This is a genomic window from Alcaligenes sp. SDU_A2, assembly GCF_038237375.1.
Classification (GTDB): Bacteria; Pseudomonadota; Gammaproteobacteria; order Burkholderiales; family Burkholderiaceae_B; genus Alcaligenes.
The window spans coordinates 526,004-550,297 of sequence record NZ_CP151273.1; the positions used below are offsets into that span (position 1 = coordinate 526,004).

A 24,294-nucleotide genomic window follows, 5' to 3' on the forward strand; every position below is an offset into this window, starting at 1 on the left:
TGACAGGATTACAACTGGTCAGGCGTGCGGGCGGCTTTTTCGACCAGGCCGGACGTGCCTTCGCGGCGTACCAGCTCGGCCAGCACGTCGCGTGGCTCCAGACCATAATAGGTCAGGGCGACCAGGCTGTGAAACCACAGGTCGGCTGTTTCGCTGACAATGCGGTCGCGCTGTTCGTCCTTGGCGGCCATGACCAGTTCCGTGGCTTCTTCGCCGATTTTCTTCAGAAAGGCATCGGGACCCTTGGCGAACAGCTTGGCTGCGTAGGACGAGGCCGGGTCGCCGCCCTGGGCCGGCAGGCGCGATTTAAGGGTACGGCCCAGATGGTCCAGAATGGTGTCGGGATTGAGTGCTTGGCTCATCGGTAGATGTGCTCCGGATCTTTCAGGACCGGGTCGGTGATGACCCACTGCGCCTGTTCGTCCTGGCCTTGTAGCTGGCGGAAAAAGCAACTTTCGCGGCCAGTGTGGCAGGCGATATGGCCCACTTGCTCGACAGTCAGTAAAATGACATCGCCGTCGCAGTCCAGGCGGATGTCCGAGACGTGCTGGACATGGCCGGATTCTTCGCCTTTGCGCCACAGGCGCTGGCGCGAACGCGACCAGTACACGGCGCGGCGCGTGCTGGCGGTTTCGTGCAGCGATTCCTGGTTCATCCAGGCAACCATCAGGATTTTTCCGCTGGCCTTGTCTTGGGCGATGGCGGGGATCAGGCCCTGCTCGTCGAATCGGACCTGGGCCAGCCAGGCGGGTAGGGTAGACATTAGCGGCGTACCTGTATGCCCTGGGCGGCCATGAAGTCTTTGGCCTGGGCGATGGTGTGTTGTCCGTAGTGGAAGATGCTGGCGGCCAGCACGGCGCTGGCACCGCCTTGAAGGACGCCGTCGGCCAGGTCCTGCAGTCCGCCTACACCGCCAGAAGCGATGACGGGCACGGATACGGCATTGGAGACCGCACGGGTCAGTTCCAGGTCGAAGCCGGACTTGGTGCCGTCGCGGTCCATGCTGGTCAGCAGCAGTTCGCCAGCACCGTAGTCGGCCATGCGCACAGCCCATTCCACCACATCCAGCCCGGTGGCGCGGCGTCCGCCGTGGGTAAAGACTTCCCAGCGGGCCGGTTCACCGTCGGCGCTGACCCGGCGTGCGTCGATGGCCACCACAATGCATTGATTGCCGTGGCGGTCGCTGGCGGCACGCACCAGATCGGGATTGCTGATGGCGGCGCTGTTGATGGAGACTTTATCGGCACCGGCGTTGAGCAGACGCTGCACATCGGCCACTTCGCGCACGCCGCCACCCACCGTCAAGGGGATGAATATCTGGCTGGCGACTTCCTCGATGATGGGCAGAATCAGGTCGCGGTTGTCCGAGGTGGCGGTGATGTCCAGAAAGGTCAGTTCGTCCGCGCCTTGTTCGTTGTACTGGCGGGCGATTTCGACGGGGTCGCCGGCATCGACCAGATCCACGAAGTTGACGCCCTTGACTACCCGCCCGGCGGTCACGTCCAGGCAGGGGATGATGCGGCAAGACAGTTCGCTGAGGGTATCCTGGCTCATGCCTGGTACTCGTCGGCGTATTCCTGGGCCTGGGCGAAGTCCAGCGTGCCCTCGTAGATGCTGCGGCCCAGAATGACGCCTTCTACCCCTTCGGACTCGACGGCGCACAAGGCTTCGATGTCTTTCAGGTCGGTGACGCCGCCCGAGGCGATGACGGGAATCTTGACGTGTTGGGACAGACGCACCGTGGCTTCGATATTGACGCCTGAGAGCATGCCGTCGCGGCCGATGTCGGTGTAGATGATGGACTCGCAGCCGTAGTCTTCAAACTTTTTGGCCAGATCCAGCACGTCGTGGCGGGTCAGTTTGCTCCAGCCGTCGGTGGCGATTTTTCCGTCGCGCGCGTCCAGGCCAACGATGATGCTGCCGGGAAAGGCGCTGCAGGCGTCCTGCAGAAAGCCGGGGCTTTTTACAGCGGCGGTGCCGATGATGACGTAGGTCAGGCCGGCGTCCAGATAGCGCTCGATGGTGTCCAGATCGCGGATGCCGCCGCCGATCTGCACGGGAATTTCACCGTCGATGGCTTTCAGGATGGATTTGATGGCTTCTCCGTTCTTGGGTTTGCCGGCGAAGGCTCCGTTCAGGTCCACCAGATGCAGACGGCGGGCCCCTGATTCCAGCCATTGTGTCGCTATTTGGGCCGGATCATCGGAGAAAACAGTTGCATCGTCCAGGTCGCCCTGGCGAAGGCGCACGCAACGCCCGTCTTTGAGGTCGATGGCGGGGATCAAAAGCATGGTCTTTAGCCGTAAAAACGTAAGAGATACAGGGTCTGATGAATGGAAAGACGCCGTGGAACGGTAATTGGTATCAAGGTTTCCAGTGAGCGAAGTTCCGGAACAGTTGCAGGCCATTGTCCGCGCTTTTCTCGGGATGGCACTGCACCGCGAAAATATTAGCGGTTGCTACCGCCGAGGTAAAGCGTTGGCCGTATTGGCTGGTGCCGCATATTTGGTCTGGATCAGAAGGTTGGGCGAAATAGCTATGCACAAAATAGAAATAGGAACCATCGGGAATGCCGGCCCACAGTGGGTGGCTGCGGCTCTGGTGAACGCGATTCCAGCCTATATGGGGCACTTTCAGGGGGCCGGTCATTCGGGCGTTGGCTTGGAGACCGTCCTGCTGGTGGCTGTCGCTGGTCGTCTTGTAGCCTTCGCCTTGGAAATGACGCACGCGTCCGGGCATCAGGCCCAGGCAGGGCACGTTGCCTTCGTCGCTGGCCTCGAACAGCATTTGTTCGCCTACGCAGATGCCCAGCAGCGGCTTGCTGCGGGCCGCTGTTATGAGCGCATCGCGCAGGCCCGATTCGTCCAGGTGGCGCATGCAATCGGGCATGGCTCCCTGGCCGGGCAGCACGACCCGGTCGGCATCCAGGATGGCCTGGGGGGTTTGGGCAAGAATGACGCGATCGTTGGGCGCGGCGGCGCTAAGTGCGCGGGCAACGGAGAAAATGTTGCCCGAGCCGTAATCGACAATGGCGATGGTTGTCACGATGGATGGCCGAAGGAAGGTTACAGAACCCCTTTGGTCGAAGGCACTACGCCTTCGCTGCGTGGATCAAGCTCCAGCGCCATCCGCAATGCTCGGCCAAAGGCTTTGAACACGGTTTCGCACTGGTGATGTGCGTTTTCGCCGCGTAGGTTATCGATGTGCAGAGTCACCAGGGCGTGGTTGACGAATCCCTGGAAAAACTCGCGAGTCAAGTCTACATCGAACTGGCCGATCCGTGCGCGGGTGAAGGGCAGAAAATAAAACAGACCGGGACGGCCGGAAAAGTCCACGACCACGCGCGACAAGGCTTCGTCCAGTGGCACGTAGGAATGACCGTAGCGGCGCAGGCCGGCTTTGCTGCCCACGGCTTTGGCAAAGGCCTGGCCCAGGGCGATGCCGATGTCCTCGACGGTGTGATGGTCGTCGATGTGGGTGTCGCCTTCACAGTGTACGTCCAGGTCGATCAGGCCGTGGCGGGCGATCTGGTCCAGCATGTGGTCCAGAAAAGGCACGCCGCTGTTCAGGCTGTGGCGGCCGGTGCCGTCCAGGTTGATGGCTACGCGGATGCGGGTTTCGTTGGTATTGCGGGTTATTTCGGCGGTACGCATATCAGGCCGGCGGCAAGGCCGGTATCAGGATTGGTTCAGTCGGAATTGCGCGCTGGCGGCGTGGGCATGAAGCCCTTCGCCTTGGGCCAGCGTGGCGGCGATGGGTCCCAGCGTCTGTGCGCCTGCTTCCGAAACCTGGATGATGCTGCTGCGTTTCTGGAAATCGTAGACGCCCAGGGGCGAGGAGAAGCGCGCGGTGCGCGCCGTGGGCAGGACATGGTTCGGGCCCGCACAGTAATCGCCCAGCGATTCAGAGCTGTAAGGACCCAGGAAAATGGCACCGGCATGGCGCAGTTTGCCCAGAAGTTCCTGGGCATTGCGCGTGGACACTTCCAGGTGTTCCGGCGCGATGCGGTTGCTGATCTGACAGGCATGATCCAGATCGCGGACCTGGATCAGGGCACCCCGGCCCGACAGGCTGCGGCGGATGATGTCGGCACGCGGCATGGTGGGCAGCAGGCGTTCGATGGCGGCGTGAACCTGGTCCAGGTAGTCGGCGTGCGGACACAGCAAGATGGCCTGGGCCAGTTCGTCGTGTTCGGCTTGCGAGAACAGGTCCATGGCGACCCAGTCGGCCGGCGCGCTGCCGTCGCTGATGATCAGGATTTCGCTGGGGCCGGCGATCATGTCTATGCCCACCACGCCGAAGACGCGGCGCTTGGCCGAAGCGACATACGCATTGCCCGGGCCGACGATCTTGTCCACGGCGGGAATGGTGTCCGTGCCGTAAGCCAGCGCGCCCACTGCCTGCGCGCCGCCGATGGTGAACACGCGGTCCACGCCGCCCAGGGCAGCGGCGGCCAGCACGATGGGGTTGCGTACGCCGTCGGGCGTGGGCGTGACCATGATCAGCTCGGGAACGCCGGCCACCTTGGCCGGAATGGCGTTCATCAGTACCGACGATGGGTAGGCTGCCTTGCCGCCGGGCACATACAGGCCGACGCGATCCAGGGGGGTGACTTGCTGACCCAGCACCGTGCCGTCCGGCTCGGTATAGGTCCAGGTTTCGGCCCGCTGGTGTTCGTGGTAGCGGCGCACGCGTTCGGCGGCCTGCTCCAGCGCCTGCCGCTGATCGGCGGGCAGCCCGTTCAGCGCGGCCTGCAGTTCGGCTTGCGGGATTTCCAGCGCGGCTGCATGCGTGACGTCCAGACGGTCGAAACGGCGCGTGTAGTCCAGCAGCGCGGCATCGCCTTCGTGCTGGATGCGATGCAGGATATCGGTACAGGCCTGTTCGATGGATTCGTCTTCGGCGGCCTCGTAGGCCAGCAGCGAACGCAGTTCGGCATCGAACTGGGCGGATTCGGCATTCAGGCGATGGATCAGTGGCATGACGCTATAGAGAAAAACAAAGGTTTAACAGGCAGTGTATACCGTTTTGCCGGCGGCAGAGCCGACCTTAGGCGGACTCGTGCTCCACCGAGGCGCGCGAGAAGGCGTCGATCAGGGGTTGCAACTGCGGGCCACGGTTCTTCAGGGCGGCCTGATTGACGATCAGGCGCGAGGAGATCGTGGTGATCTCTTCCACTTCGACCAGCTTGTTGGCACGCAGCGTGCCGCCGCTGGAGACCAGGTCCACGATGGCGTCAGCCAGCCCGACCAGCGGTGCCAGTTCCATCGAGCCATACAGCTTGATCAGGTCGACGTAGACTCCCTTGCTGGCGAAGTGCTCGCGCGCCGCGCGGGTGTATTTGGTAGCAATGCGCAGGCGCGAACCTTGCTTGACGGCAGAGTGGTAGTCAAAGCCTTCGGCCGTGGCCACGCACAGGCGGCAGCGGGCAATGTTCAGGTCCACCGGCTGGTACAGGCCGCCGGGGTGCTGTTCCATGTGCTCGTACAGCACGTCTTTGCCGGCAATGCCGATGTGCGCCGCGCCGTATTGCACATAGGTGGGCACGTCCGAGGCGCGCACGATGATCAGACGCAGGTTTGGATTGTTGGTGGGCAGGATCAGCTTGCGGGAGGTCTCCGGGCTTTCCAGCACTTTGATTCCCGCCTCTTCCAGCAAAGGCAGGGTTTCGTCGAAGATGCGGCCCTTGGACAGGGCCAGCGTCAGGGGGGCGTTAATGCTGGCGGGACTCATGCGGTTTCCTTGCTGCTGATGCGCTCGATCTGCGCGCCCACGGCCTGGAGCTTGGCTTCCATGCGGTCGTAGCCACGGTCCAGGTGGTAGATGCGCTCGACCGTGGTTTCGCCGCGTGCCGCCAGGCCGGCAATGACCAGGCTGGCCGAAGCCCGCAGGTCGGTTGCCATGACGGTGGCACCGGTCAGGTAGGGTACGCCTTTGACCACGGCCATGTGGCCGTCGATGTCGATATGCGCGCCCAGGCGGTTCAGTTCCTGGACGTGCATGTAGCGGTTTTCGAAAATGGTTTCCACGACGGACGATGTGCCATCGGCCATCGTGTTCAGGGCCATCAACTGGGCCTGCATGTCCGTGGGAAAACCGGGGTATTCGCTGGTGCGGAAGTTGACCGGCTGGGGGCGGCCCTGCATGGAACCTTTGATCCAGTCTGGTCCGGTTTCGATGTGCAGGCCGGCTTCGCGCAGCTTGTCCAGTGTGGCACCCATGGCCTGGGCGTCGGTATTGCGCAGGACCAGTTCGCCGCCGGTTGCGCCTACGGCGCACAGAAAGGTGCCGGCTTCGATGCGGTCCGGGCAGATGCGGTGTTCGGCCCCGTGCAGGCGTTCCACGCCGTCGATGACGATGCGGTCGGTGCCGTGGCCTTGAATGCGCGCGCCCATTTTGATGAGCAACTCGGCCAGATCGATGATTTCCGGTTCGCGGGCGGCGTTCTCCAGAATGGTCTGGCCCTCGGCCAGCACCGCCGCCATCATCAGGTTTTCCGTGCCGGTGACGGTGACCATGTCGGTGCGCACGACCGCCCCGCGCAGGCGCTTGGCGCGCGCGTTGACAAAGCCGTGCTCGACGTGGATTTCCGCGCCCATGGCCGCCAGCCCTTTGATGTGCTGGTCGACCGGACGCTGGCCGATGGCGCAGCCTCCGGGCAGACTGACGCGCGCTTCTCCGAAGCGGGCCAGCAGCGGGCCCAGCACCAGAATGGAGGCGCGCATGGTTTTGACCAGTTCGTAGGGCGCTTCCAGGCTGGTGATGTTGGCTGCATTCAAGGCCAGGGTGCCGTTGCGCTCTTTCTTGACGCCCAGTTGGCCCAGCAGCTTCAGGGTGGTGTCGATGTCGCGCAGGCGTGGCACATTGTCCAGCACCACGGTATCGGCGGTCAGCAGGCTGGCGCACAGAATGGGCAGGGCGGCGTTTTTGGCGCCGGAGACGGAGATTTCGCCGTTCAGGCGTTGGCCGCCCAGGATGCGTAGTTTATCCATTCGGATTGGCCTTGTATTCGTCGGGGGTCAGGGTGCGCATGGACAAGGCGTGGATCTCGGCCTTCATGCGATCGCCCAGTGCTTTGTAGACCAGTTGGTGGCGGGCGATCAGGCGCTTGCCTTCAAAGGCGGGGCTGACGATCAGGGCTTCGAAGTGTGAGCCGTCGCCGTCCACGTGCAGGTGTTCACAGGGCAGGTTGTCGGCAATGTATTGGCGTACTTGTTCGGGGGTCGGCAACATGGGGATCAATTCCGTAATTTGTAGCCTGATGCGAGCAGGCGTAGCGAAATCAGGCACAGCACTGCAAAGACGCCGGCGACGACGGCAAAGCTGAACCAGGGGGAGACGTCCGAAGCGGCGAAAAAGCCGTAGCGGAAACCATCGATGGTATAGAAGAGCGGGTTCCAGTGCGAGACAGTCTGCCAGAAAGGCGGCAGGCTGTGGATGGAGTAGAACACGCCGGACAGAAAGGTGGCCGGCATGATCAGAAAGTTCTGGAAGGCGGCCAACTGGTCGAATTTCTCCGACCACAGGCCGGCGATCAGGCCCAGCGTGCCCATGATCCCGCAGGACATCACGGCAAAGACGAGAATCCACAGCGGATTGGCGATGGGTAACTGTACAAAGAACAGCGAAATCGCCCAGACGCACAGCCCCACGCACAGGCCGCGCGCGATGGCGGCCAGCAGATAGGCCGAAAAAATTTCGCGGTGCGAGAGCGGCGGCAGCAGGATGAACACCAGATTGCCGGTGATGCGGCTCTGGATCAGCGAGGAAGAGGGGTTGGCAAAGGCATTTTGCAACATGCTCATCATCATCAGGCCGGGTATCAGGAAGGCCGTATAGGGCACGGAATCGTATACCGTGACGCGGCCTTCGAGCACATGGGCAAAGATCAGCAGGTACATCAGCGCCGTCAGCACCGGCGCGGCAATGGTCTGGAAGGCGACTTTCCAAAAGCGCAGCAGCTCTTTGCGCAGCAATGTGGGAAAGCCCGAGCCCATCGCCGGCTGTGCGGGCGGGGTGATGGTGCCGGGGCGCGGCGCGGCGGCATCGGTGTGTTGGGGCACGCCCCAGTGCTTGGGGGAGGCGGGCTGGTTCATAGGGCCACTCCCATTTTTCCTTCGTTGTGCATGATGCGCACGAATGCGTCCTCCAGGTCGGTGCCGCCGGCACGCTCCATAATGGCCTGGGTGGTGTCCAGGGCAACGATGTGGCCGCTTTTGAGCATGGCCAGACGCCCGCACAGGGCTTCGGCTTCTTCCAGGTAGTGCGTGGTCAGCAAAATGGTGTGGCCTTGCTGATTCAGGCGGATGATGAATTCCCACAGCGTGCGGCGCAGGTCCACGTCCACGCCGGCGGTCGGTTCGTCCAGGATGATGACGGGCGGGCGGTGTACCAACGCCTGGGCAACCAGCACGCGGCGTTTCATGCCACCGGACAGCGCGCGCATATTGGCGTCGGCTTTGTCGGTCAGGGCCAGGTTGGCCAGGATTTCGTCGATCCAGTCGTCGTTTTTTTTCAGGCCGAAGTAGCCCGATTGCAGACGCAATGTCTCGCGCACGGTGAAAAACGGATCGTAGACGATTTCTTGGGGGACCACGCCCAGCGAACGGCGCGCCTGCTGATACTGGGTGCGCACATCGTAGCCACAGACGCTGACCTGGCCGCTGCTCGGTTGGGTCAGACCGGCCAGCATGGAAATCAGGGTGGTCTTGCCGGCACCGTTGGGGCCGAGCAGGCCGAAAAACTCGCCTTGCTCTATCGTCAGGCTGACCTGATCGACGGCCAGAAAGCCGGTGTCGGGATTGGGAGAGGAAAACAGGCTTTTCAAGCCCCGGGGCCGGGACGCAAAGCGTTTGCTGACGTTATCGAGTTTAAGGGCGGACATGGCGTTTACGGTTGGCCTGACGCAAGTATGCAAAGCGCCGCCCAGGTGTTCCTGTGGCAAAAGCCGGGCTGGCGCAGATACGCCTGCCCGGTGGCGGCGGTGGTCAGGCTGTTTATTATAGGGTACGACTCTGGTCTGATTATAGGCTCATGACCAGAGTGTGCCTGTGGCAGCCGCCTGCCGTGCCGTCTGTTACTGGTTTTGCTTGTTCAGCGCCTGGATCAGGCCATCGATGCCGGTCTGCTCGATTTGCTGAGAGAACTGGTTGCGGTAGTTCTGGATCAGCCAGATGCCTTCCACATTCAGGTCGTAGATTTTCCAGCCGTCGGATGTTTTTTCCAGGCGGTAGTCCACGCCGACGGGCGCGCCGTTGGCCTGGGTCAGCGAGGAGCGCACGACCACGTCGTCGGCATTGGCATCGCCACGGAAAGGCAGCATGTTCAGCAGGGTCTTGTCGTCCACGCGGGACAGTGCGCCGCTGTATGTGCGCACTAGCGTGCCCTTGAAGGCGTCGGTCAGTTGCTGGCGCTGTTCTGGGCTTGCCTGGCGCCAGTAGCGGCCGGCAGCCAGGCGCGTGGTTTTTTCCAGATTGACGTAAGGCAGAATGTATTGGTCGACGGCATGCATGATGGCGCTGCGATCGCCGTTGCGAATGGCATTGCTGTCCTTGACGACTTGCAGGGCTTTGTCGCCCACTGCTTGCACAAAGGCGTTGGGAGCGGCTTTGGGGTCCACGGACTGGGCCTGGGCGACGGTATGCAGGCACAGTGCCAGAACGGCGCATACGGCCAGAAGCCAGGTGAACATGCGGGACTGCAAAGCAGTCCCGCCAGCGGCGGGACGTAGGTTCATGCAAAAAACTCCAGATTCAGGAAAAAGGGTCGGACCGTGTGTTATTCGTCGGCATCCGAGTAATCGGGCAGCGTCTGTTCGGCGCTGTCGCCGGCGCGACGCGACTGGACCATGCTGTTGCGACGTTGCAGGTAAGCGTCGCGGATGAAGCTGTAGCGGTCAAGGGCGATGTCGTTAACAAGTTTTTCTGCGTCCAGCAGTCCGGCGCGCGCGTCCACGGCCCACAAGCCCATGAGGCTGTTGCGCACAGGAACGTCGCGGATGGCCATGATGGGGCCGGTGGACGAGAAGCCTTCAAAGAAGCTGGTGCCGCGCGCGGCGGCATCGCGAACCGTGCTGGGGCCAAGGAAAGGCACGACGATGTATGGTCCGGGCTTGATGCCCCATACACCCAGGGTGACGCCGAAATCGTTTTCGATGCGGCGCGAACCGTTCATGGACGCGACGTCGATACAGCCTCCCAGCCCCATGGTGGAGTTGAACAGCACACGGCCCAGCGTGTTGAAGAAGTCGATGTGCTCGCCCTGCAAAAAGCTATTCACTGCGGACCAGGCATCGGCCATATTGTTGAAAATATTGCTGACGCAGGTGCGCACAGGTTTAGGCGTAAGAGCCGTATAGCCTTCGGCGATGGGCTTGATGAGCGCGCCGTCCACATTGTCGTTAAAGGTCTGGATGCCGCGGTTCATGCCTTCCCAAGGATCGTTGGGGTTGGGGTGGGGCACGCTGGCGCAACCCACGGCCAGCACAGCTGTCGTGCTGATCAGGCCCAGGCGGGCAGCGCGGGGCAGCGCGAAGGAGCGGCGATTTGCAGTTGTAGTCATGATGTTAAGTCTTGTATTGAGCGGCGGGCGGCGCTTCAGTTCTTTGAGTCTTGGCCGCCTTCTTTGGCGGCGGAGCTGTAGAGGAACTTGCTGATCAGCTCTTCCAACACCACGGCACTTTGCGTATAGGCAATAGTACCGCCGTTTTGAAGGTCTTTGTCGTCGCCGCCGGCCGTCAGCCCAATGTACTGTTCGCCCAGCAGGCCGGAGGTCAGGATCGAGGCCGATGTGTCGGCCGGGAATTTGTACTGATCGTTCATGTCCAGGGTGACGACGGCTTTGAAGTCCATATTGTCAAAGCTGATGGCACCGACACGTCCCACCACGACGCCGCTGGCCTTGATGGGCGCGCGCGGCTTCAGGCCGCCTATATTGTCGAATTTGGCCGAGACCTGGTAGGTCTGCTGGGTCAGCGAAAACGTGCTGAGGTTGCCGGCGCGCAGGGCCAGGAATGCCAGTGCGGCCAGGCCCAGAAAGACGAACAGGCCAACCCAGAAATCGGTTTTCTCGCGATTCATAACTGAGCGTTTCCTAAATAATTAACTGAACATAAGGGCGGTTAGCAGGAAGTCCGTGCCCAGCACCGCCAGCGCGCCGCTGACGACCGTGCGGGTGGTGGCGCGCGAGACGCCTTCGGGGGTGGGCTTGGCGTTCCAGCCCATATACAGTGCAATCAGGGTCACGATAATGCCAAAGACCACGCTTTTGATGAAGCCGTTGAGCACATCGTCGATGACATCCACGCCGTTTTGCATCTGGGACCAGAACGAGCCGGCATCAATGCCTATCATGAGTACACCGACGACGTAGCCGCCCAGAATGCCCACCATGGAGAAAACGGCGGCCAGAATAGGCATGGCAATAATGCCGCCCCACAGGCGCGGCACCAGTAGGCGGCGCAGCGGGTCCACGGCCATGACTTCCATGGCGGCGATCTGTTCGCCGGCTTTCATCAGGCCGATCTCGGCGGTCAGCGAGGTGCCGGCGCGGCCCGCAAACAGCAAGGCGGTGACCACCGGCCCCAGTTCGCGCACCAGCGACAGGGCCACCAGCAGGCCAAGCGCTTCTTCGGAACCATAGCGGTTCAGGGTGTAGTAGCCCTGCAGGCCCAATACGAAGCCGACGAACAGGCCGGATACGGCGATGATCAGCAGCGAATAGTTGCCAATGAAATGAATTTGTTGCGAAACCAGGCGTGGCCGCTGCCAGAGCAGCGAGGAGCGCGCCAGCAGGTTGACCAGCAAGCGGCTGAAGGCACCCAAGCCGAAGATGCTGTCGCGTATGGCTGCCCCCATGGAGGCGATGGGACGGGTGAGCAGATTCATGAGTGCGTCGTCCGGTTTTTGAGCCAGGCTTCGAAGGCCGGGGTGACGGGGTAGTTGAAGGCGATAGGGCCGTCCGGTTCGCCGTGCAGAAACTGCCGCACATACGGATCGGCGGATTCGCGCAGTTGGGCGGGTGCGCCCTGGGCGATAAGCCGCCCCTGGCCCACGATATAGACCTGGTCGGAGATGGAGAAGGACTCGGGTACATCGTGGGTGATCAGCACCGACGCGCAGTTCAGGCGGTCCGTCAGGTTGCGGATCAACTGCGCGGTAATACCCATGGAAATCGGGTCTAGCCCGGCGAAGGGCTCGTCGTACAGAATCAGTTCGGGTTCCAGCACAATGGCGCGCGCCAGGGCCACGCGGCGCGCCATGCCCCCGGATATTTCGCTGATGCCCAGGTGGGCAGCGGCGCGCAGGCCCACGGCATTTAATTTATCTAGAACGCGTTCTTGTATCTGTGCTTCGGAAATGCGGGTGAGTTCGCGCAAGGGAAAAGCGACGTTCTCGAATACGTTCAGGTCGGTAAATAAGGCACCTTGCTGGAACAGCACGCCCATGCGCTGGCGGGTGCGACGTAATTGTTCGCCGCCCAGTTGGGCCATATCCTGGCCAAATGCCATGACCACGCCTTTCTGGGCTGTGATCTGGCCGGTTGCGGCGCGCAGCAGTGTTGTTTTTCCGGAACCCGAGCCGCCCATCATGGCAACGACCTGCCCTTTGTGCACCGACATGGAGATGTCCGACAGCACAGTAAAGGACCCGTAGCCCAGCGAGGCGCAGTCCAGTTTTAGTACGGCTTGGTCAGTATTTTCGGCCATTGGGCGGGCAAGGTCGGGGAAATGGACCTGCCATTGTACCGTCTGCTGTCTGTTCAGCTCAATGTAAACGCGTTCAATCCATACTGTCAGGCACCCGCCAAGCGCGGCTTTCCAGTACCTTGTTTGAAATATCGGAGAATAAAAAAATAAATAGAAATTAAATAAAAAGCAGAAAAAAATAATTAGAAAAAAAAGATCGGGGCGTGTTTTTCATGGGGGGAGAAGAGTGTAAGGCTGGCTTGTAAAGGTAAACTCAAATGGGTGGAAAACGCTTTTAATTGATTGAAATAAAAGAAATTGAAACTATTGTTTGAATTTTCCGTGGCTTGCGATTAAGTAGGATTTTGAGATGAAAAGGCGCACGGCATGGCCATCGGATGGACAGCATTTGATTTGAATCCAGCTTTGTTTAAAAATTAAAGAAACAAGATGCTTGAAAAGCGGATTCAGCGTGTACGATTATTGGGTTGCTGCGCAGCGCAGAGCGTCCGCTGTCGCGTTCCACGGCGCAGAGTCCTGGTTTTTTGGAGACGAAGCTATGACATCGAGTTCTTCCAGTGCGTTTACGGGCGCGGCCCGCGGCTTGCGCCGGGTGGCCGTTTGCGGTGCCGGCGTCATGGGGGCGCAGATTGCCGCCCATTGCGTGAATGCAGGCATACCGGTGGTACTTTTCGATCTGCCCGCCCGTGAGGGGCCCAAGAACGGCGTGGTCACGCGTGCCATCGCCCATTTGCGCAAGATGAATCCGTCACCTTTGGGCGCGCCGGAGCTGGCTGATCTGATCGAACCGGCCAACTACGAGGACGACCTGGAGCGGCTGGGTGATTGCGACCTGGTCATCGAGGCCATTGCCGAGCGCCTGGACTGGAAACAGGATCTGTACCGCAAGATTGCTCCTGCGCTGCATCCGCAGGCCATCATTGCCAGCAATACGTCCGGGCTGTCCATTACGTCTTTGGCCGATGTGTTGCCCGAAGACTTGAGGCATCGTTTCTGCGGCGTGCACTTTTTCAATCCGCCGCGCTATATGAACCTGGTCGAGCTGATCGCCACCCGCTACACCCGGCCCGAACTGCTGGATACGTTGGAAACCTTTTTGGTGTCGCAACTGGGCAAGGGTGTGGTGCGCGCCAAGGATACGCCTAACTTTATCGGCAACCGCATCGGTGTGTTCGGTATATTGTCTGTGTTTGAACAGGCGCGCCGCTTCGGGCTGAGCTACGAGCAGGTGGACGAGCTGACCGGCACGCGACTGGGTCGCGCCAAGTCCGGCACGTACCGCACGGCCGATGTGGTGGGTCTGGATACCCTGGCCCATGTCATCCGCACCATGCAGGACCAATTGCCCGACGATAGTTTTCATGATTATTTCGGCTTGCCGCCCGAAGTCCAGGGCTTGATCGATGCCGGTGCCTTGGGCCAGAAGTCGGGGGCAGGTTTTTTCCGCAAGAAGGGCCGCGACATTCAGCGTTTCGACGTCCGGCAGCGCGATTATGTGGCGGCCGACCAGGCGATAGATCCTGACGTCGCCGCCATCCTGGCGCAGCGCGATCCGACCGAGCGTCTGCGCCTGCTGCGCGAGTCCTCGCATCCGCAGGCCCAATTTGTCTGGGCGGTGCTGCGTGACACCTTCCATTACAGCGCGGTGCATCTGCAGGACATTGCCGATAATGCCCGCCAGCTGGATCTGGCCCTGAAATGGGGCTTTGGCCACAAACAGGGGCCTTTCGAGATCTGGCAGTCGGCAGGCTGGCGTCAGGTAGCTCAGTGGATTGCCCAGGACATCGAGGATGGCAAGGCCTTGAGCCGTCAGCCCTTGCCCGATTGGGCAACGCGCGGCCCGGTCTGGGAGGCGCAGGGCGTGCATACCGCGGCCGGTTCATGGAATCCGGCGCAAAGCCGTTTTGAAGGCCGCAGCCTGTTGTCGGTGTATGAACGTCAGATCGGCGCGCCGCTCTTGGTGGGCGAAGTGGATACGCTGGAGACACGCACCGTGTTCGAGGACGAGTCCGTGCGTTGCTGGACCTTGCCCGCGCCCCATCCGCAGGATGTGCTGATTGTGTCGTTCAAGACCAAGATGCATACCTTGAGCCCGGGCGTGGTGCGCGGTCTGGTCAAGGCGGTGGAGCTGGCGCAGGCGTCTTTTCAGGCTCTGGTCATTGCCCAGTCCGGCGAGCCTTTTTCGGCCGGCGCGGATTTGAAAGCCATATTGCCGCTGTTCGAGCAGCGCGGTGTGGCGGCGGTTGAACCCATAGAACGCGAGATGCAGGACATGGTGCTGCGCCTGCGCTACGCCCAGGTGCCGGTGGTCGCGGCGCTGGCCGGGCTGGCCTTGGGAGGCGGTTGTGAGCTGGCCGTCCATTGCGCGCACCGCGTGGCGCATTTTGAAAGTTATATCGGGCTGGTGGAAGTGGGCATAGGTCTGGTTCCGGGGGCCGGCGGGCTGGCCTATTGCGCGCGTCGTGCAGCCGAGTTGCAGGCGCAGGGTGCGCCGGATGCGCCTTTGCTGGCTTATCTGAAGCGTTTTGCCTTGGCGGTGGCGGGTGCCCAGGTGTCGCGTTCCGCTCTGGAGGCGCGCCAGATCGGCTATCTGCGCGAATCCGACACCATCGTCATGAATCGCCACGAACTGCTGTATGTGGCGGTGCGCCAGGCGCAGGCGCTGGCCTGCGCCGGATGGCGCGCGCCCCTGCCGTCCCGCTTTCCGGTGGCCGGGCGCGATGGCATTGCCACGCTCAAGGCGCAGTTGCTGAACATGCAGGTGGGCGGATTTATTTCCGATTACGACTTTCGCGTTGCCGAACAGGTTGCCACCGTGATCTGCGGGGGCGATGTCGATCCGGGTTCGCTGGTCGACGAGGCATGGATGCTGGCCCAGGAGCGGCAGGCCTTTCTGGAGCTGCTCAATTCGCCCAAGACGCAGGAACGGATTACCGGCATGTTGACCACCGGCAAGCCGGTGCGCAATTAAGCCCGATCAAGGAGCTGATATGACAGTGCAACAAGCATATATCGTGGCGGCCAAGCGCACGCCCATCGGCAAAGCGCCTCGCGGCGTGTTTTCGTCCTTGCGGCCTGACGAGCTGCTGGCCCATACGGTACAAGGTGTTCTGGCGCAGCAACCCGGGCTGGACCCGGCCGCCATCGAGGATCTGGTAGCCGGCTGCGCCTTGCCCGAAGGGCCGCAGGGTTTCAATGTGGCCCGTATTTCGGCCTTGTTGGCGGGGTTGCCGTATACCGTGCCGGGCATGACGGTGAACCGGTTCTGCGCATCGGGTCTGTCCGCCATTGCCATCGCCGCCGACCGGATTCGTTCCGGGCAGGCCGATGTCATCCTGGCGGCAGGGGTGGAGTCCATGAGTCAGGTGCCGGTCATGGGCGTCAGCACCACGTTCAGCCCGGACATCTTCGCTTCCGAAGAAAATTACGGCATTGCGTATGGCATGGGCCTGACCGCCGAGGAAGTGGCGCGGGAATGGAAGGTGTCGCGCGAAGATCAAGATGCGTTTGCCTTGGCTTCCCATCAGAAGGCCATAAAGGCGTGGGAGTCGGGCGAGTTTTCGGACGAAATCCTGCCGGTCACCGTGACCCGGCGACAGCCCGACCTGGACAGCCTGGAAGTGGCCGAGCAGGTCAAGGTCATCAGCCGTGACGAAGGCCCGCGCTCGGACACCAGTCTGGACGCGCTGTCCCGATTGCGGCCGGTGTTCGCGGCTAAAGGGTCGGTCACGGCGGGGAACAGTTCTCAGACCTCGGATGGGGCGGGGGCTTTGCTGGTGGTGTCCGAGCGCGCACTGCGCACTCATAACCTGACTCCGTTGGCGCGGTTCGTGTCGTTTTCGGTACGTGGCGTGCCGCCGGAAATCATGGGCATAGGACCGAAAGAAGCGGTGCCGCATGCTCTGGCGTTGGCCGGCTTGAAGCAAGACCAAATGGGCTGGATCGAGCTGAACGAAGCCTTTGCCGCCCAGTCGCTGGCTGTGATCCGTGATCTTGGGCTGGACCCGGCGCGCGTCAATCCGCTGGGCGGGGCTATTGCGATGGGGCATCCGCTGGGTGCGACCGGTGCCATGCGTGCCGCTACGGTGGTGCATGCCTTGCAACGCCGAAAACTGCAGTACGGTATGTTGACCATGTGCATAGGCACGGGCATGGGGGCGGCCGGTATTTTTGAACGTGCTTGATCCGGGCCCGGATGCGATCTGCGCGTGCGTGGCACTTGCACGCGCAGATCGCGCCCTGCCCGTCTGTGTGACAAGGGCATCGGAGTGGATATTCGCCCGGACCATGGCCGTATGACCGCGCGCCACGGCTGAGCCGGCCCGATAGTGTAAGTAAATTTGCTTAAAACCCGCTAAATGTCAAAAAAGTAAAGGTTTGTTGTTGTCATAGAGTCGACATAGGCGGCGGCCATAGTCCTTTCCATGTTTTGAACCGCTCTACATGGAGGATGTATGGGATTGCCCGTACGCATGGTATCCGGCTTGCATGTTCCCCCTTTGTTCTGGCAGGCACGGGTGAAGGCCCGCTTGGAGTCGGGGCAATTCGAGGTGGACTGCGGCGAGCGTGCCTGGGTCGTGCCGGTGGCAGTCAGTTGCCTGGTGCAGCCGCAGGCCGGCGACAAAGTTTGGGTGGGCGGTGCAGATGGCGAACAGGCCTATGTGTTTGCCGTGCTCGAACGCCCGCAAGGCGGCGCTTTGCATCTGGTGGCCGAGCAGGGCCTGCACGTCCAGTCCAACCAGGGTGATATCCATATATCGTCGGCGGCGGATCTGTCGCTGCAATCGGCGGGCCATCTGCGGCAGTCGGGTCGGGAGTTGAGCCTGACCACAGGCACATTGCGCATCTTGGCCAAGATGCACGAGACGGTGGCCGACCGGCTCTCGCAGGTGTGCAACCATGTTTTCAGGCTGACCGAAAAAGAAGAATGCTGGCGGGGCGGACGCATGGATGTGCAGGCCCAGCACCAGTTACGCCTGCATGCACGGCACACCTTGATGACCGCGCGCGAACTGGTCAAGGTGGATGCCGACCAGATTCATATGGGATAAGGACAGACCATGCTGACAGAACGTCTTGTTCAAGTGCATAGTCCTTTGGGACCGGGCGCCTTGTTGTTTCACGCCTTGCAGGGCCGGGAAGGGTTGTCCCAGCCGTTTGAGTTGCAGGCCGATGTGCTGTGTACGACGCCCTTGTTGGATCTGCGCGGCCTGCTGGGCGAGTCCTTGAGTCTCGAGATCAAGACCGTCAGCGGATTGCCGCGTTTTCTGGATGGCCGCATCAGTGCATTTCGCTTGCTGGGCAAGACCGGGCGCAGCGACCGCTTCTACACCTATAGGGCAACGCTGCGTCCTTGGCTCTGGTTCTTGAGCCAGAACATGGACAGCCGCATTTTCCAGGAAAAGACAGTACCCGAAGTGCTGCAGGAGGTGCTGGGCCGCTATTCTTTCGCGTGGGAAGTGCGTTTGACGCAGGACTATCCCCGCCAGACGTACTGTGTCCAGTATCAGGAAAGCGATTTTCAGTTTGTCAGCCGCCTGATGGAGCGCGAAGGCATTTACTACTGGTTCGAGCACAGGCAAGGCGCGCATACCTTGGTCATGGCCGACGATGTAGGGCAGCATGCCGCCGCGCCGTGGCTGGCCGAGCTGCCCTTTGTGTCACCGGACCGGGTCGCGCATCCCGATGTGGAGCACATCCATGCCTGGCATCCTTACGAGCAGGTGACGCCGGGCCGATACGCCACCGCCGATTACGATTATTGCAAGCCGGGGGCCAGCCTGGATGCGGCCCGCAGCAATCCAGCCCAGCATGCATTGGGCGATCTGGAGGTCTACGAATGGGCAGGGGGCTATACCGAGCCCGAGCATGGCGAGCATTACTCGCGTCTGCGCCTGGAGGCCTTGCAGGCAGTGCGCAGTCAGGCGCAGGCCCAGACCAATGCCCGTGGCGTGGCCCCGGGCTATCTGCTGGCTGTGCGCAACCACCCGCGTCCCGAGGACAATCGTGACTACTTGGTGACCCAAGCTGATTACGACTTTCTGGATGCGGGACAGGTGGGCGATGCCAGGGTGGCCAGCCATTATTTCGTCGACTTTCTGGTCATGCCGGCCAGTCAGCCCTATCGTCCGGTACGTCGCACTCCCGTGCCGCGCACGTATGGTCCGCAGACGGCCCGCGTGGCGGGTAAAAGTGGCGAACAGTTGTGGACGGATCAGTACGGGCGCATCAAGGTTCAGTTCCTGTGGGATCGGTACGGTCAGGCGAACGAGAACAGTTCGTGCTGGCTGCGCGTGTCCAGTCCGTGGGCGGGGGGCGGCTTTGGGGGGATTCAGTTGCCGCGCGTCGGCGACGAGGTGATTGTGGATTTTCTGGGCGGCGACCCGGACCGCCCGATTGTAGTGGGCCGTGTCTATAACGCCAGCAATATGCCGCCGTGGAACCTGCCGGACAATGCGACGCAAAGCGGCTTTTTGAGTCGTTCCAAGGATGGCGACCCCAGCAATGCCAATGCCTTCATGTTCGAGGACAGAGCCGGTCAGGAGCGTATCTGGCTGCATGCCGAGCGCAATCTGGATACCGAGATCGAAGGCGACGAAACGCATACCGTCGATGGCAATCGGACCACCACGGTCTTGGGGCACGACCAACTGACGGTGATGGCGACCCGTACCACGTCGGTGCAGGCGTTGGAGACGGAGACGTTCCACAGCGGCGTGCTGCGCAGCGTGGCCGGCGCGGTGGATGAAACCATCGAAGGCGAGCAGACGCTGACCCATACAGGGGATGTGACGCGCACCGTTACCGGGAATGTGACCGACACGTTGACGGGTGAGCTGACCGAGACGATTACCGGCGATGTGACCCAGACCGTGACAGGCGAGGTGACCGACTCCATTACCGGTACGTGCCATTCCACGCAGACCGGCGACTATACGCGCACGGTGACCGGCGCGGTCGATTACACCGTAACGGGTGACGTGAAGGAAACGGTGACCGGTAATGTGGACGTGAGCACGACCGGTAACATCATCGATACCTTGACCGGGGATCTGACCAAAAGCATTTCCGGCCCGGTGAATATTACCGCCGCCACCGGCGTCAATATCACCACGCCTAGCTGGAAGGTCAATGTGACCAGTTCGGAGAAGTGGTGGATTCCGCATACAGAAAAAGTTACGGGGTTCCGTCTGAACGGCACGATGTCATCTTTGGATGCCTGGGGCGTGCGGGCGCAGGTGTATGGCATCAATTTCCAGGCGGCGGTGTTCAAAATGGATCATTCCAAGTTCAAGGACGAAGATGCCTACGTGAACCTGAAGAAAAGCGCGGTCTATCTGGGTAAGCAGGCTGTGCGTGTCGGCAGTTCGGCCTTGCGGCTGGCCAAGTCCGGCTTGCATGTTTTTTTCTGAATGCAGGGCCGGCCATGATTGAACAGCTTTTATGGATGGTGTTCTGTGTTGTGATGGCCGCCATCATGATCTGGATCGGCGTGGCGCTGGAGTGGCGCGACTTTTTGCCGTATCTGGTGGTGGTGCCGCTATTGGTTGCGGCGGGTGGGTTTGTGTCCAGTTATCGGGGCTTTTTGCGCTATTGGCGTGCCTGGCCCGAGCAGCGCCTGTATCAGTCTTTGCACGCGCAAGGGGTGCAGTCCCAGCCAGCCGCGATTGTGCATCAAGAGGAACTGCTGCCGGGGGTGTTCAAGTCGGCGTATCCCTTGCTGCGCTTGAGCCTGGATGTGGCTGGGCGACAGACCCATGTTGATGTGCTGGTCCAGCCCGAGCTGTCTGCCCGGTTCCGGCCCGGCCGCGCCGTGGCCGTGCTGTGCGATCCCGATGTGCCGGAACGCTGCGCACTGGATCGCGAACATGTCGTGTTGCAACACAAACCCGCATCGAACTCCTATGGCGACTGATTATGTGTTTGTTGCCCGTAGCGGCAGCAGTATGGACGCACCCTGGAAGGAAATGGTCTTGTCGGCAACGAAGAAGGGCAGGTTCGCATGCGTATTGTGAAGCCGTTGCGTCTGGGCATATTGGCACGCCCCTGGAGTTGGCGCGGGCGGCATGCGTTGGGGCTGTCGGTGCAAGCCTGGTGTTCGATGGATGAGCCCCATTTGCTGGGTACGGATGCGCGGATGTGGCAGGGGGTGTCGGGCCTGATTTTGCCGGACGAAGTACTGGATCTGGGCTTGCCCAAGCCCTGCGCCGAGTTTCTGGTGTCTGGACACGCCTGTGCACCGTATGGTGAGCCGGTGTCTCAATTGGCCGTCAAGGCGCGTGTCGGCCCGATAGAGAAAAAGCTGGCGGTGTTCGGGCAACGGGAATGGCGGCAGGCACAGCCAGGCGTAGCAGACGTGTTTACCCGTGTGCCATTGGATGGCACACGCAGTTGGGGCGGGCCGCAGGACCTTGAAAACCCGGCCGGCATGGGCATGATCGCCGCTGTGCCCGGCCAGCCGCTGTGCTTGCCGCAGGTGGAGGCGTGGGAAGGGCGTTTGCAACGGGCAGGCCAGACGGGTCAGGTGGCAGGTCTAGGGCCGGTGTCGCCCTTGCGGCCGCGTCGCTTTCGTCTGGCAGGTCAGTATGATCCGGCCTGGTTGCAGGGTGATCCGGGCACGATGCTGGACAGCCTTGACCCGCATTTTTTCAATGCGGCGGAGCCGGATCAATGGTGGCGTCAGCACAGCCACTGGCCGGTGGATACCATGTGGGAGCTGCATCATTTGAATGCCCAGCGGCCCGAGTGGCGTGGCACATTGCCGCGCTGGCAGGCAGCCTGCTGGTATCAAGACCGTCGCGTGCCCGGTCTGCAAAAGCAGGATCTGGCGTTGACAACGGTTTGGTTTTTTCCCGACCTGGGTCATATGCTGCTGCTGTATCAGGGCAGCGTGCCGGTTCAGGACGCCCAGGCCCAGGATATACGCCTGTTGATGCCGGCGCTGGAGCCGCTGGGGCAGCCGCGTGCTCAGGCGCATTACGAACGTGTGCTGCGCCAGCGCAGCCAGGGCGATCAGGCTGGTTTGTTTGCGCTGCGCGACCAGGATCTGGTGCCGGGCGAGTCGTGCGCACCTGTGGATCTGTTGCCGTCGACGGGGCCGGACCCCTTGGCCGTGACGATGCGCACGCGCCTGGAACGATGGGCGCAGGACGCGGCGGCAGGGCATCCCGAGTGGCAAGAGGGCTTGTCCAGCTTGGCGCAGGCCGGGCCCCACACGGCCGCCGATCTGGATCAGACCGACTGGGTACAGCAGGTACGCCAGGCCAATCGTCAGCAATGGGATGCGCGCGCCCGGATGGCGGCCGGTTTGGCGCAAGTGGAGCAGGGGCAGGGCGATTCACCTTTTCAGGACGCGGTGACTCGGCGTGTGTCGGTGCGCGAAACAAGCCGTTTGTTGCTGGATATGACGTCTATCGCTCCAGAGCAGGCATCGCTTGCTGCAACGCTGGGCAAGCCGATGGAGCAGGCGCAGCGCGCTTTGCAGGTCTATGCGCCGGCTCCGCCGCCGCCCTCATCCTTGCGCCAGCAGCGCATGCGCAGGCGCGTGGCGCTGATTCTGGCCGGGACGCGCAATCTGTCGGGCTTGGATCTAAGCGGCCTGGACCTGCGGGATTTTGATTTTTCCGGGGTGCGCTGCGTAGGCACCTGTTTCGATGATGCGGTCCTGGTGCGGGGACGGTTTGCGGGCGCGGATTGTTCGGGTGCTAGCTTTGTGCGGGCGCGGTTGGAGCAGGTCCAGTTCGAGGCGATTCAATTGGATGATGCCGATTTCAGTTCGGCGGTGTTGCAGTCGGTGCGCTTTCACGCCGTGCAGGCCGCACGCTGGCAGATGCGCCAGTCCAGTTGGCAGAATGCGAGTTTTACGGACTGTACCTTGCAAGAGCAGGAATGGCTGGACGTGGATGTGCAGCAGTGTGTGTTTCAGGCCTCGCATTTGCGGCAAGTGCAGTATTTGATGCGCTCTCGCCTGTCGGGCCTGTCGTATCACGAGTGCAGGTTGGAGCAGTGCATGTGGCTGGACTGTGACACGCGGAATCTGTCCTTGCGGGGCTCTACGCTGACCGAGTCGTCCTGGCTGTTGGGTGTGCTGGATGGCCGTGTGGATTGCGCGCAGACGGTTTGGCGCACCAGCGTGGTGCATGGGCTGGGCCTGCCGGGTTCGGACTGGAGCGGGGCGCAGTTGGAAGAAAGCAATCTGCGGGACGTGGATTTGTCGCATGCTCTTTTCGAGGGTGCGAGCCTGGTGCGCTGCGACCTGTCCGGTGCGGATCTGCGCGGTTCCCGCTGGCATCAGACGCGCATGAGCGACTGTCTGTTGCTGGACGCGGATTTAAGTCAGGCGATGCTCAGTCATGTGGATATGAGCCAGAGCCTGGCAGGCGGAGCCCGTTTGCAAGGCGCGCAGCTGGATACGGTTAATTTGTTTCGGGCCGACTTGGTGGGCGTTCAGACCGACTCCCGCACGCATAGCCGGCGAGTGTATCTGCGCGCGGCGCGTCGTGAGCCGTCGGGAGGGCAGGCGTGATGGATGCCCATACCCTGCGTTTGCGCATCCGCCAGGGGGAGCCGCTGACTGGCCTGGATCTGGTGCGGTTGCGATTGCCGCCGGGCGATTATTCCGGAGCTGTATTTGTGGCCTGCCGCTTGCCGAGCTTGCAGGCCTACGGAGTCAATCTGGCCGGCAGCCGCTTCCACCAGTGCGATCTGGAAGGGGCCATGCTGGATGGAGCCGCACTGGATGGTGCCGTGTTCATGGACTGTACGCTGTCCGGCGTGTCCTGGCGGCATGTGCGGGCCGATGAGCTGCTTTGGCAGGACTGCGACCTGACAGGCAGCGCCTGGCACGGCAGTGCCTTGCGGGATTCGCACTGGGTGCAGTGCGCGCTGACGCAGGGCTGTTTTGATCGGGCCTTGTTGCAGCGGTGCACCTGGACGGGCTGCCGGGCCGGGGGGCTGTCTTTGCTGGCCAGCCGATTGGAAGATGTCGTGGTGACGGATCTGGATTGGCACGGCAGTGTTCTGGCAGAAAGTCGTTGGGAGCGGGTGACGGCCACTGGCTGCAACTTTCAGGGCATGGACTTGGCGGGTCTGGATCTGAGCGGCAGTATTTTCATGGCGTCCGATTTCAGACAGGCCGATCTGAGCGCGGCTTGTCTGCGTCGCAGCAATTTCAAGTCCGCGTTGTTGGGGGGAGCGATTTTGGATGGCGCGCAGGCGCAGCAGGCGGTGTTTGTGCAGGCCCAGGCCCAGGGGTTGCGGGCGCGGGATGCCGATCTGTCCCAAAGTCTGTGGGCGCAGGCCGACGCGCCCGAGGCGGATTTTCGTCGTGCCTGTCTGCACCAGGCCTATTTTGCTCAGGCTGTGCTGACACAGGCGCGTTTTGAATGTAGCAATGTCTTGTATGCCGATTTTTCCTATGCAGACTGCAGGGGTGCGGTGTGGGATGAGACCCGGTTCGAGCGTACCCAGTTTCACCGGACTCTGCTCGATAAGCCGGGTCAGGAGCATGCGCCTGGCTGCCTGCCCCATGACCGGGCTTTGCATGAGTCCGAAAGCTGGACGGCGCGCTACATGAATCTTGACTAAGG

The 24,294-nt window shown here is 61.8% G+C and carries 24 protein-coding genes; 7 read left to right on the forward strand and 17 right to left on the reverse strand.

Features of this window, described 5'->3' with window-relative positions:
- Window positions 1-8: 8 nt before the first annotated feature.
- From AADW57_RS02420 to AADW57_RS02500, 17 genes are all read right to left on the reverse strand, one after another.
- A complete protein-coding gene (locus tag AADW57_RS02420) occupies window positions 9-362 on the reverse strand; it encodes a phosphoribosyl-ATP diphosphatase (RefSeq protein ID WP_341668466.1) in 354 nt (117 codons plus the stop codon).
- The gene (hisI, locus tag AADW57_RS02425; protein ID WP_341668467.1) at window positions 359-763 is read right to left on the reverse strand and encodes a phosphoribosyl-AMP cyclohydrolase; all 405 of its coding nucleotides are present in this window, start codon (window positions 761-763) and stop codon (window positions 359-361) included. The genes AADW57_RS02420 and hisI overlap by 4 nt, the downstream gene beginning before the upstream one ends.
- Window positions 763-1,554, reverse strand: coding sequence for an imidazole glycerol phosphate synthase subunit HisF (hisF, locus tag AADW57_RS02430; RefSeq protein ID WP_341668468.1), 792 nt, complete (start codon window positions 1,552-1,554; stop codon window positions 763-765). Before hisF ends, hisI begins: the two co-directional genes overlap by 1 nt.
- Entirely contained in the window at window positions 1,551-2,291 is a 741-nt protein-coding gene (hisA, locus tag AADW57_RS02435; RefSeq protein ID WP_341668469.1) for a 1-(5-phosphoribosyl)-5-[(5-phosphoribosylamino)methylideneamino]imidazole-4-carboxamide isomerase, read from the reverse strand. Before hisA ends, hisF begins: the two co-directional genes overlap by 4 nt.
- 73 nt (window positions 2,292-2,364) lie before the next feature.
- Complete coding sequence (gene hisH / locus AADW57_RS02440) at window positions 2,365-3,045, reverse strand: imidazole glycerol phosphate synthase subunit HisH (protein WP_341668470.1); 681 nt, start codon at window positions 3,043-3,045, stop codon at window positions 2,365-2,367.
- Window positions 3,046-3,065: 20 nt separating this feature from the next.
- Window positions 3,066-3,653 carry an imidazoleglycerol-phosphate dehydratase HisB gene (hisB, locus tag AADW57_RS02445; protein ID WP_341668471.1) on the reverse strand — a complete coding sequence of 196 codons (588 nt, stop codon included), beginning with the start codon at window positions 3,651-3,653 and terminating at the stop codon, window positions 3,066-3,068.
- A 24-nt stretch (window positions 3,654-3,677) separates the two neighbouring features.
- Window positions 3,678-4,982 (reverse strand): histidinol dehydrogenase, encoded by a 1,305-nt coding sequence (hisD, locus tag AADW57_RS02450; protein WP_341668472.1) that lies wholly within the window; start codon window positions 4,980-4,982, stop codon window positions 3,678-3,680.
- Window positions 4,983-5,049: 67 nt separating this feature from the next.
- Window positions 5,050-5,733, reverse strand: a complete 684-nt coding sequence (gene hisG, locus AADW57_RS02455; RefSeq protein ID WP_341668473.1) for an ATP phosphoribosyltransferase — start codon at window positions 5,731-5,733, stop codon at window positions 5,050-5,052.
- Window positions 5,730-6,992, reverse strand: a complete 1,263-nt coding sequence (murA, locus tag AADW57_RS02460; protein WP_341668474.1) for a UDP-N-acetylglucosamine 1-carboxyvinyltransferase — start codon at window positions 6,990-6,992, stop codon at window positions 5,730-5,732. Before murA ends, hisG begins: the two co-directional genes overlap by 4 nt.
- Window positions 6,985-7,233 (reverse strand): BolA family protein, encoded by a 249-nt coding sequence (locus AADW57_RS02465; protein WP_341668475.1) that lies wholly within the window; start codon window positions 7,231-7,233, stop codon window positions 6,985-6,987. The genes murA and AADW57_RS02465 overlap by 8 nt, the downstream gene beginning before the upstream one ends.
- Before the next feature lie 5 nt (window positions 7,234-7,238).
- Window positions 7,239-7,997 (reverse strand): ABC transporter permease, encoded by a 759-nt coding sequence (locus AADW57_RS02470; protein WP_341669642.1) that lies wholly within the window; start codon window positions 7,995-7,997, stop codon window positions 7,239-7,241.
- Between the two features lie 95 nt (window positions 7,998-8,092).
- Window positions 8,093-8,884, reverse strand: a complete 792-nt coding sequence (locus AADW57_RS02475; RefSeq protein WP_341668476.1) for an ABC transporter ATP-binding protein — start codon at window positions 8,882-8,884, stop codon at window positions 8,093-8,095.
- Window positions 8,885-9,076: 192 nt separating this feature from the next.
- Complete coding sequence (locus AADW57_RS02480; RefSeq protein ID WP_341668477.1) at window positions 9,077-9,736, reverse strand: MlaC/ttg2D family ABC transporter substrate-binding protein; 660 nt, start codon at window positions 9,734-9,736, stop codon at window positions 9,077-9,079.
- Between the two features lie 41 nt (window positions 9,737-9,777).
- On the reverse strand, window positions 9,778-10,560 hold the full coding sequence (locus AADW57_RS02485; RefSeq protein ID WP_341668478.1) for an MlaA family lipoprotein: 783 nt from the start codon (window positions 10,558-10,560) through the stop codon (window positions 9,778-9,780).
- 35 nt (window positions 10,561-10,595) lie between these two features.
- Entirely contained in the window at window positions 10,596-11,078 is a 483-nt protein-coding gene (gene mlaD, locus AADW57_RS02490) for an outer membrane lipid asymmetry maintenance protein MlaD (protein ID WP_341668479.1), read from the reverse strand.
- Between the two features lie 21 nt (window positions 11,079-11,099).
- Entirely contained in the window at window positions 11,100-11,885 is a 786-nt protein-coding gene (gene mlaE / locus AADW57_RS02495; RefSeq protein ID WP_341668480.1) for a lipid asymmetry maintenance ABC transporter permease subunit MlaE, read from the reverse strand.
- Window positions 11,882-12,706 (reverse strand): ABC transporter ATP-binding protein, encoded by an 825-nt coding sequence (locus tag AADW57_RS02500; RefSeq protein WP_341668481.1) that lies wholly within the window; start codon window positions 12,704-12,706, stop codon window positions 11,882-11,884. The genes mlaE and AADW57_RS02500 overlap by 4 nt, the downstream gene beginning before the upstream one ends.
- 538 nt (window positions 12,707-13,244) lie before the next feature.
- On the opposite strand from AADW57_RS02500, the gene AADW57_RS02505 reads away from it, so the two are divergent.
- From AADW57_RS02505 to AADW57_RS02535, 7 genes are all read left to right on the forward strand, one after another.
- Window positions 13,245-15,677 (forward strand): 3-hydroxyacyl-CoA dehydrogenase/enoyl-CoA hydratase family protein, encoded by a 2,433-nt coding sequence (locus AADW57_RS02505; protein ID WP_445819171.1) that lies wholly within the window; start codon window positions 13,245-13,247, stop codon window positions 15,675-15,677.
- Between the two features lie 19 nt (window positions 15,678-15,696).
- Complete coding sequence (locus AADW57_RS02510; RefSeq protein ID WP_341668482.1) at window positions 15,697-16,890, forward strand: acetyl-CoA C-acyltransferase; 1,194 nt, start codon at window positions 15,697-15,699, stop codon at window positions 16,888-16,890.
- 270 nt (window positions 16,891-17,160) lie between these two features.
- A complete protein-coding gene (locus AADW57_RS02515; RefSeq protein WP_341668483.1) occupies window positions 17,161-17,757 on the forward strand; it encodes a DUF3540 domain-containing protein in 597 nt (198 codons plus the stop codon).
- Between the two features lie 9 nt (window positions 17,758-17,766).
- Window positions 17,767-20,118 carry a type VI secretion system Vgr family protein gene (locus AADW57_RS02520; RefSeq protein WP_341668484.1) on the forward strand — a complete coding sequence of 784 codons (2,352 nt, stop codon included), beginning with the start codon at window positions 17,767-17,769 and terminating at the stop codon, window positions 20,116-20,118.
- A gap of 14 nt (window positions 20,119-20,132) precedes the next feature.
- Window positions 20,133-20,621 carry a hypothetical protein gene (locus AADW57_RS02525; RefSeq protein WP_341668485.1) on the forward strand — a complete coding sequence of 163 codons (489 nt, stop codon included), beginning with the start codon at window positions 20,133-20,135 and terminating at the stop codon, window positions 20,619-20,621.
- 87 nt (window positions 20,622-20,708) lie between these two features.
- Entirely contained in the window at window positions 20,709-23,231 is a 2,523-nt protein-coding gene (locus AADW57_RS02530; protein WP_341668486.1) for a DUF2169 family type VI secretion system accessory protein, read from the forward strand.
- Window positions 23,231-24,292: a pentapeptide repeat-containing protein gene (locus AADW57_RS02535; protein WP_341668487.1), complete on the forward strand. Its 1,062-nt coding sequence runs from the start codon at window positions 23,231-23,233 to the stop codon at window positions 24,290-24,292. Before AADW57_RS02530 ends, AADW57_RS02535 begins: the two co-directional genes overlap by 1 nt.
- Window positions 24,293-24,294: the final 2 nt, after the last annotated feature.

Coding starts and splice junctions, on each gene's coding strand:
- AADW57_RS02420 (WP_341668466.1), bottom strand. CDS start 362: ATGAGCCAAGCACTCAATCCCGACACCATTCTGGACCATCTGGGCCGT.
- hisI (WP_341668467.1), bottom strand. CDS start 763: ATGTCTACCCTACCCGCCTGGCTGGCCCAGGTCCGATTCGACGAGCAG.
- hisF (WP_341668468.1), bottom strand. CDS start 1,554: ATGAGCCAGGATACCCTCAGCGAACTGTCTTGCCGCATCATCCCCTGC.
- hisA (WP_341668469.1), bottom strand. CDS start 2,291: ATGCTTTTGATCCCCGCCATCGACCTCAAAGACGGGCGTTGCGTGCGC.
- hisB (WP_341668471.1), bottom strand. CDS start 3,653: ATGCGTACCGCCGAAATAACCCGCAATACCAACGAAACCCGCATCCGC.
- hisD (WP_341668472.1), bottom strand. CDS start 4,982: ATGCCACTGATCCATCGCCTGAATGCCGAATCCGCCCAGTTCGATGCC.
- hisG (WP_341668473.1), bottom strand. CDS start 5,733: ATGAGTCCCGCCAGCATTAACGCCCCCCTGACGCTGGCCCTGTCCAAG.
- murA (WP_341668474.1), bottom strand. CDS start 6,992: ATGGATAAACTACGCATCCTGGGCGGCCAACGCCTGAACGGCGAAATC.
- AADW57_RS02465 (WP_341668475.1), bottom strand. CDS start 7,233: ATGTTGCCGACCCCCGAACAAGTACGCCAATACATTGCCGACAACCTG.
- AADW57_RS02470 (WP_341669642.1), bottom strand. CDS start 7,997: ATGGGCTCGGGCTTTCCCACATTGCTGCGCAAAGAGCTGCTGCGCTTT.
- AADW57_RS02475 (WP_341668476.1), bottom strand. CDS start 8,884: ATGTCCGCCCTTAAACTCGATAACGTCAGCAAACGCTTTGCGTCCCGG.
- AADW57_RS02480 (WP_341668477.1), bottom strand. CDS start 9,736: ATGAACCTACGTCCCGCCGCTGGCGGGACTGCTTTGCAGTCCCGCATG.
- AADW57_RS02485 (WP_341668478.1), bottom strand. CDS start 10,560: ATGACTACAACTGCAAATCGCCGCTCCTTCGCGCTGCCCCGCGCTGCC.
- mlaD (WP_341668479.1), bottom strand. CDS start 11,078: ATGAATCGCGAGAAAACCGATTTCTGGGTTGGCCTGTTCGTCTTTCTG.
- mlaE (WP_341668480.1), bottom strand. CDS start 11,885: ATGAATCTGCTCACCCGTCCCATCGCCTCCATGGGGGCAGCCATACGC.
- AADW57_RS02500 (WP_341668481.1), bottom strand. CDS start 12,706: ATGGCCGAAAATACTGACCAAGCCGTACTAAAACTGGACTGCGCCTCG.
- AADW57_RS02505 (WP_445819171.1), top strand. CDS start 13,245: ATGACATCGAGTTCTTCCAGTGCGTTTACGGGCGCGGCCCGCGGCTTG.
- AADW57_RS02510 (WP_341668482.1), top strand. CDS start 15,697: ATGACAGTGCAACAAGCATATATCGTGGCGGCCAAGCGCACGCCCATC.
- AADW57_RS02515 (WP_341668483.1), top strand. CDS start 17,161: ATGGGATTGCCCGTACGCATGGTATCCGGCTTGCATGTTCCCCCTTTG.
- AADW57_RS02520 (WP_341668484.1), top strand. CDS start 17,767: ATGCTGACAGAACGTCTTGTTCAAGTGCATAGTCCTTTGGGACCGGGC.
- AADW57_RS02525 (WP_341668485.1), top strand. CDS start 20,133: ATGATTGAACAGCTTTTATGGATGGTGTTCTGTGTTGTGATGGCCGCC.
- AADW57_RS02530 (WP_341668486.1), top strand. CDS start 20,709: ATGCGTATTGTGAAGCCGTTGCGTCTGGGCATATTGGCACGCCCCTGG.
- AADW57_RS02535 (WP_341668487.1), top strand. CDS start 23,231: ATGGATGCCCATACCCTGCGTTTGCGCATCCGCCAGGGGGAGCCGCTG.